We start from the raw sequence: 6,240 nt of genomic DNA on the forward strand, positions 1-6,240 counted from the left end.
GAGCCTCATGCGCATCGACTGGACCGATCTGCCCGCCCAGGTCCGGGAGGCGATCCTCGCCGAGACCGGCCCGGTCACCCGGATCGACCCCGCGCCCACCGGCAACCACGCCGCCATCGCTTCCACGCTCCACGCCTCCGGCGGGCCGGTGTTCGTCAAGGCGGCACGGAAGCTGGCCGACCAGGACGGGCCAGAGGTCATGTCGCTGCGCCGTGAGGCTGCCATCAATCCCTTCGTGCCCGAGTTCGCTCCCCGGCTCCACTGGAAGGTGGAAGCCGGGGAGTGGCTCGCTCTGGGGTTCGAGCACGTCGCCGGGCGGCCCGCGGACTTCGCCCCTGGCTCGGGGGATCTGGAGGTTCTGGAGAAGGTCATTGACACTCTCCAGCTCATGGCGGCACCGAGCGTGGTGAAGATGCAGGTGGAACGCCGCTGGGCGTCCGAGGCCCTGACCGTGCAGCCGATGGCCGGAGGTTCCCTGCTGCACACGGACCTGAACGAGGACAACTTCCTCATCACCTCTGACGGCCGTGCCTACGTGGTGGACTGGGCCTTCGTCGCCCGTGGCGCGGCCTGGGTCGAGCTGGGGCTGCTCATCCCGTGGTTGCTGAAGGCTGGGCACTCTCCACGCGAGGCCGAAGCGTTCGTGACGAGGTTCGGCTCGTGGTCACAGGCGCCCCTCGCCGACCTCGGCCTGTTCACGAAGGTGTTCGCGAGCAAATGGGCCCGGAACGCGCAACGCGACACCTCGGAGGACTGGGTTCTGATGCACGCTCATCTGACCAGGCGATGGGCCGACCATTGGGAGTCCAGCCGGTGACCGACTGGACACGGCACCACCCACCAAGCCGATAGTCGCCACTGGTCGTGCTCAAGGGAGAGGAGATCGCGCCGGAACGAAACGGCGCGATCTCCCCCCTCAGAATCGACTCAGCAGAGACCGCCTGGGCTGGAGGTCACGCAGTTGTTGCCGTGGAACCGGTTCGTGGGGCTGCCACTCTTGTTGACCAGGTCGAACGGCGAGTTGCCGCGGACGATGTTGCGCACGATCTGGTTGTGGTGGGCCGGCCGCTTCTTCGGCTCCGTCCCGGGGAAGAGCACGATGCCCCCGGAATAGGGCAGCTTCCCCTTGTTGCCCTCGACCCTGTTGTTCTCGACCCTGTTGTGGTCACCACCGAAGAACAGGACCCCGGTGCCACCGAGAGCCGGAACCCGCCCGTACGGCGCGCAGGAACGGTTGTTCTTGGAGATGGTGTTCTTCCAGATCCGGTTGTGCCCCTGCCCACCGGGCTGGCTGTCATCGACCAGCGCGACGCCCGTGCAGTTGCCGACGAACGTGTTGCCCCAGACCTTGATGTGGCGGGCGTGCCGGATCAGTAGGCCCAGCGCGTTGCCGGACGCGTGGTTCCCGACGACGACGGTCCCGTGCGAGTTGGCGATGTCCCCGATGTAGAGCCCGGCGTCGTGACGGTTGCCGACGGTACGGTTCCCCGCGAGCCGGCTACGGGTCGAGCGGTACTCCGCGATGCCGTACTCGCCGTTGCGCTTGGCGTGGACCCACTCCACCTTCAGCCGGTCGGTGTAGTTGCCGAACACCCCTGAGCCCTTGAACTTCCGTACGGTCAGCCGCTCGATCTTCACGCCCTTGACCGGCCGCTTGGCCGTCCCGATCACGCAGATCCCCATGCCGGGGACCTTGGCCTTCTTGCAGTGGTCGTGGCCGCCCGGCTTGAGCACGGTCTTCTTGCCCACGCCCCGGATCGTGAGCCGCTTGCGGACGAGGACGCCGCCCTTGTAGTGGCCGGCCTTGAGCTGGATGACATCACCCGGCTTGGCCCTGTTCACCGCCTTCTGGATCGAGCGCCCCGGCTTGACCACGTGAATCTCGCCCCCGCCATCGGACGGTACCGCCGACGCCTGCCCGGCGGGCGCGAAGGCGGCGAGCCCGCCCAGCAGCATGACCGTGGCGAGCGAGCCCGCAAGAGTTCGTCTCATCCCTTTCCCCCGTTTCTGTGCTTTCCCCTGAGGAACCCGAGAACGGTTTCCTCGATCACCTGGAACCGCCAGGTCATTCCACCGGCCTCGAATGGGAAACGTCGGAGGACTTCCGCCCGGCCCGCGGGATTTGCCACCCGTTGGGAAACAGCAGGGTCTTTTCATCGCCTGGGCGGCCCTGAGAGGCGTTCATGACGTCCAGGCGCAGGGATATTGCAGGGAGGACCCGGACCTGGACCGGAACCAGACTTGAACGAAACTCAACGAGGAACCGGCTCCCGAGGAAGGACCGGCCGTCCCGGAGTGGCCGGATCCGGCCCGGAACCTTTCGGTGGGCGGAGTGCGTCTAACCCATCGCACCCCGCGTGAACCCCGCACACCCCGTCACCCCGCGCAGGCCGGGGGCCGTCCAGCTCGAACGGGCGGCCCGGAGACAACGGGAGTTCCAGGGGGAACCACATGCCCGTGAAGAGGGTGTACGACGTCGTGGCGCTGCACGTTCCCATCGTCTACGACGCGCACGGGGACCATGACCGCAACGGAATGGTCTACACGCTGGCCGAGCACGAGGCGGCGTTGGACGAGGTCAGGAAGGGCTTTCCCGCGCCCTTCCCGAACCCGCTGACCGAGCCGGAACGGCTTCCGGACCCGCATCCGCTGGTCCGCCCGCTCGTGCTGCGGGCCCGCGCCGGGGAACGGGTGATCGTCCGTTTCCGCAACAAGCTGCGGCAGCGGGCCGGGATCCACGCCCAGGGCGTCGGGTACGAGGTGAGGACCGCCGACGGGGGCGCGGTCGGCCGGAACCCGGACTCGGCCGTCGAGCCGGGCGGCGCCATCACCTACGAGTGGGACGCCGCGGAGGAGGGCGTCTTCTTCCTCGGCGATCTCGCCGATCTGCGCGGCGGCCAGGACGGCTCCCAGGCGCACGGCCTGTTCGGCGCGCTGGTCGTCGAACCCGAGGGCGCGACCTGGACCGATCCGGTGACGGGCGGTCCCCTGCTGGACGGCCTCTACGCCGACGTCCACGTCCCGGGAGAGCCGAGCTTCCGCGAGTACGCGCTGTTCATGCAGGACGAGACGCCCAACGACAACCCCGTCCTCCCGCCACACCCGCTCTACGAATGCGACCGGCCCCAGCCGCACACGCACGCGCCCGCCGCCGGCGGGGAGCGGCTGGCACCCGTCCTGTTCCCGGACCACGACGACGACCACGGGCACGACCGCGAGCAGAACGAGCACGCCGCCTCGATGATGCTCATGAGCTACCGCACCGAGCCGATGGGCTGGCGCTCCCTCGCGTACGAGCGGCTTCTCGAAGCGGGCGCGATCGACCCGGAACGGGACGCGATGGTGGGCGAGGAGCAGCACCACAGCTCCTGGCTGTTCGGGGATCCGGCGACGCCGATCTTCCGTGCCTACCGCGGCGACCCGGCCAGGATCAGGGTGGTGCACGCCGGGGTGAAGGAGACCCATGTCTTCCACCTCCACCTGCACCAGTGGAGGGCGGTCCCCGGGCACGACGAGTCGCCCATCATCGACTCGATCACCATCGGCCCGCAGCAGGCGTTCACGATCGAGCCGATCGGCGGCGCGGGCTCGATGCAGCGAGCGACCGGCGACATCATCTTCCACTGCCACCTGTATCCGCACTTCCACGCCGGAATGTGGGGCATGTGGCGCGTCTTCGACGTGCTCCAGGACGGCGGCGGACGGTACCCGGACGGCACGTCCATCGCGCCGCTCCGCCCGCTGCCGGACCACCTGTCCCCGCCCGCTCCCACCACCGAACGGCCGGGCTTCCCCGCGTTCATGCCGGGGCCGTTCCCGCAGAAGTCGCCCCGGCCGCCGCGCACACCGGCGATGCCGGAGGGCATGGGACGGGAGCCGACCGAGCTGGAACGGGCCGCGTTCGTCCCCGATCCGCAGCCGGGCGAGGCGTTCACCAAGGTCACGCCGGACGGGGACGTACCGGTACGCCGCTACCACCTGGTGGCCATGCAGGGGACGCTGCACTACTACGAGAGCCGCGACCACGGTGCCGGACAACACAGTGCCAACCAGCACGGGGGCGGGCACCGGAGCACCTGGCACGACCATCGCGGCGTGTTCTACGTGCTCCAGGAGGAGCTCGACGCCGCCGGCGGGATCGAGAACTTCCAGCGGGAACTGGAGGAGGGCACCCGGCAGGTCGAACCGATCGCGATCCGCGCGAACAAGGGCGAGATCCTCGAACTCACCCTGACCAACGCGCTCCCACCCGGGTGCCACGAGGAGACGGCGTTCGATCCCGTCCTGCCGTTCCAGCCGGAGTGCGGGCTGCACGTCCACCTGGTGAAGTTCGACCCGCTGGTGGCCGACGGCGCCAGCGTCGGCTGGAACTACCTGTCCGGTACGACCACGTCCGACGCGGGCGAGCAGGACCACGAGCGGTACGGCTCCTGGGTCTACCGGTGGCTGTGCGACGAGGAGTTCGGCGTCGTCTTCTTCCACGACCATCTGCTGGCCAACGAGCGGCAGCGGCACGGGCTGTTCGGCGCCATGATCGCCGAGCCGGAGGGCGCCGTCTGGCTCGACCCGCACGATCACGGCCGGGAGGTCCGCAACGCGGCCACGGCCGTGGTGCGGCCGCCCGGCGGGGACGCGTTCCGCGAGCAGGTGATCCCGGTGGCCGACTTCGTCCCGCTGGTCGCGCACGGTGCCGGGGAGGCCGGTGACCCGATCAACCCGCCCGCGTTCCCCGGCGCCCTCGACGATCAGGGCACCATGGCCGTCGGGTACCGGTGCGAGCCCCTCCACGAGCGCCCCGGCGACCCGTCCGACTGGTTCTCCAGCGACGTGCACGGCGACCCGCGGACCCCGCTGCTGCGCGCGTACCCGGGCGAGCGCCTGCGCGTCCGCCTCTACCAGGGATCGCACGAGGAGCAGCACGGCTTCACGGTGCACGGCATGCGCTGGCACGCCTGGCGGGACGACCCGCGCTCGCCGCTGCGCACGCAGCAGACCATCGGCATCTCCGAGGCGTTCAGCCTGCACATCGACGACACGGCCGGGCCGGGCGATCACATGTGGGCCTTCTCCGCCATCGACGACACCTGGCTGGGCTGCTGGGGACTGTTCCGCCTGCACGAGGAGCCGCAGGACGACCTCCCGCCGCTCCCGGGCGCGTCCGGCGGCGGACTCCCGCCGTTCGATGCCCGTACCGCCCGGCGCCACCACGTACGGGCGGTCGCCCGCGAGATCCCCTACAGCGACCGGCGCAGCGACCCGTTCGGCCTGGTCTACACCGTCGACGGGTCACCCCAGGACGAACCACTCGTCCTGCGCTGCCGGGCCGGCGAATGGATCGAAGTGACGCTCACGAACGAGGTGGACGTCCCGCCCCAGCCGACGCCGTACGATCCACCGCTCCCGGCCCTGGACGATCCGGCCGAACGCGAGGTGTCTGCACGGGTGTCGCTGCATCCGGTGGGCCCGCTGCGCTACGACGTGCGCGACAGCGACGGCGCGTACGTGGGCCGCAACGGCAACGGCACGGTCAAGCCCGGCGGTGAGGCCACCTACCGCTGGTACGCGGACACCCCCGGCGTGATCCTCCTGGAGGACCGCGCCGACCTCCGTACCCACCGCCACCGCGGCCTGGTGGGCGCCCTCGTGGTGGAACCGTCCGACGCCACTCCCGACCGCGGAGCCTGGACGGGCCACCAGGCGACCATCCGGCGCCCTGATGGCGAGACCGTCCACGAACTGGTCCTGCTCCTCCAGGACGGCGTACGCCAGTACCACCACGGCGATCCCACCCAGCCCGTCACCGATCTGGAGGACGAACCGGAGGACTCCGGGCAGAAGGCGTTCAACTACCGCAGCGCCCATCTGCTCCCCACCCGCCCGTCCCTGGCGGTCACGCACCCGCGCACTCCGGTCCTGCGCTGCCGCTCGGGCGACCTCGTCCGGGTCCACCTCGTGGTGGGAGCCGACCGGCCGCGCAATCACACCTTCTACATTCACGGCCAGACCTGGCCCATGGAAGAACACCTCGACGCCCCGCGCGTGGGCGCGATAGGCGGCCTGACCAACGGCAGCCTCCGCACCCTGACGTTCAGGGCCGGTCCCCCAGGGGACTACGCCTACCGATCGGGCGCATGGCGCTGGGCCCTGACCGAAGGCCTCTGGGGCCTGATCCGCGTCCACTGACCCGCACCCACAACGGCGTCGGGCCGGGGGGGCCGGGCGCACGCCCGGCCCTGCGCG

The 6,240-nt window shown here is 70.2% G+C and carries 3 protein-coding genes; 2 read left to right on the top strand and 1 reads right to left on the bottom strand.

Annotated features, from left to right (window positions below):
- The first annotated feature begins 7 nt into the window (after nt 1-7).
- Nucleotides 8-817, top strand: coding sequence for a phosphotransferase family protein (locus ACH34Q_RS23505; protein WP_395985178.1), 810 nt, complete (start codon nt 8-10; stop codon nt 815-817).
- A gap of 110 nt (nt 818-927) precedes the next feature.
- Here the strand turns inward: ACH34Q_RS23505 and ACH34Q_RS23510 are convergent, their stop codons facing one another.
- The gene (locus tag ACH34Q_RS23510; protein ID WP_395985179.1) at nt 928-1,992 is read right to left on the bottom strand and encodes a nitrous oxide reductase family maturation protein NosD; all 1,065 of its coding nucleotides are present in this window, start codon (nt 1,990-1,992) and stop codon (nt 928-930) included.
- Nucleotides 1,993-2,451: 459 nt separating this feature from the next.
- On the opposite strand from ACH34Q_RS23510, the gene ACH34Q_RS23515 reads away from it, so the two are divergent.
- The gene (locus tag ACH34Q_RS23515) at nt 2,452-6,183 is read left to right on the top strand and encodes a multicopper oxidase domain-containing protein (protein WP_395985180.1); all 3,732 of its coding nucleotides are present in this window, start codon (nt 2,452-2,454) and stop codon (nt 6,181-6,183) included.
- Nucleotides 6,184-6,240: the final 57 nt, after the last annotated feature.

Source organism: Actinomadura sp. 9N407 (assembly GCF_044326315.1).
In the GTDB taxonomy this organism is placed as follows: Bacteria; Actinomycetota; Actinomycetes; order Streptosporangiales; family Streptosporangiaceae; genus Spirillospora.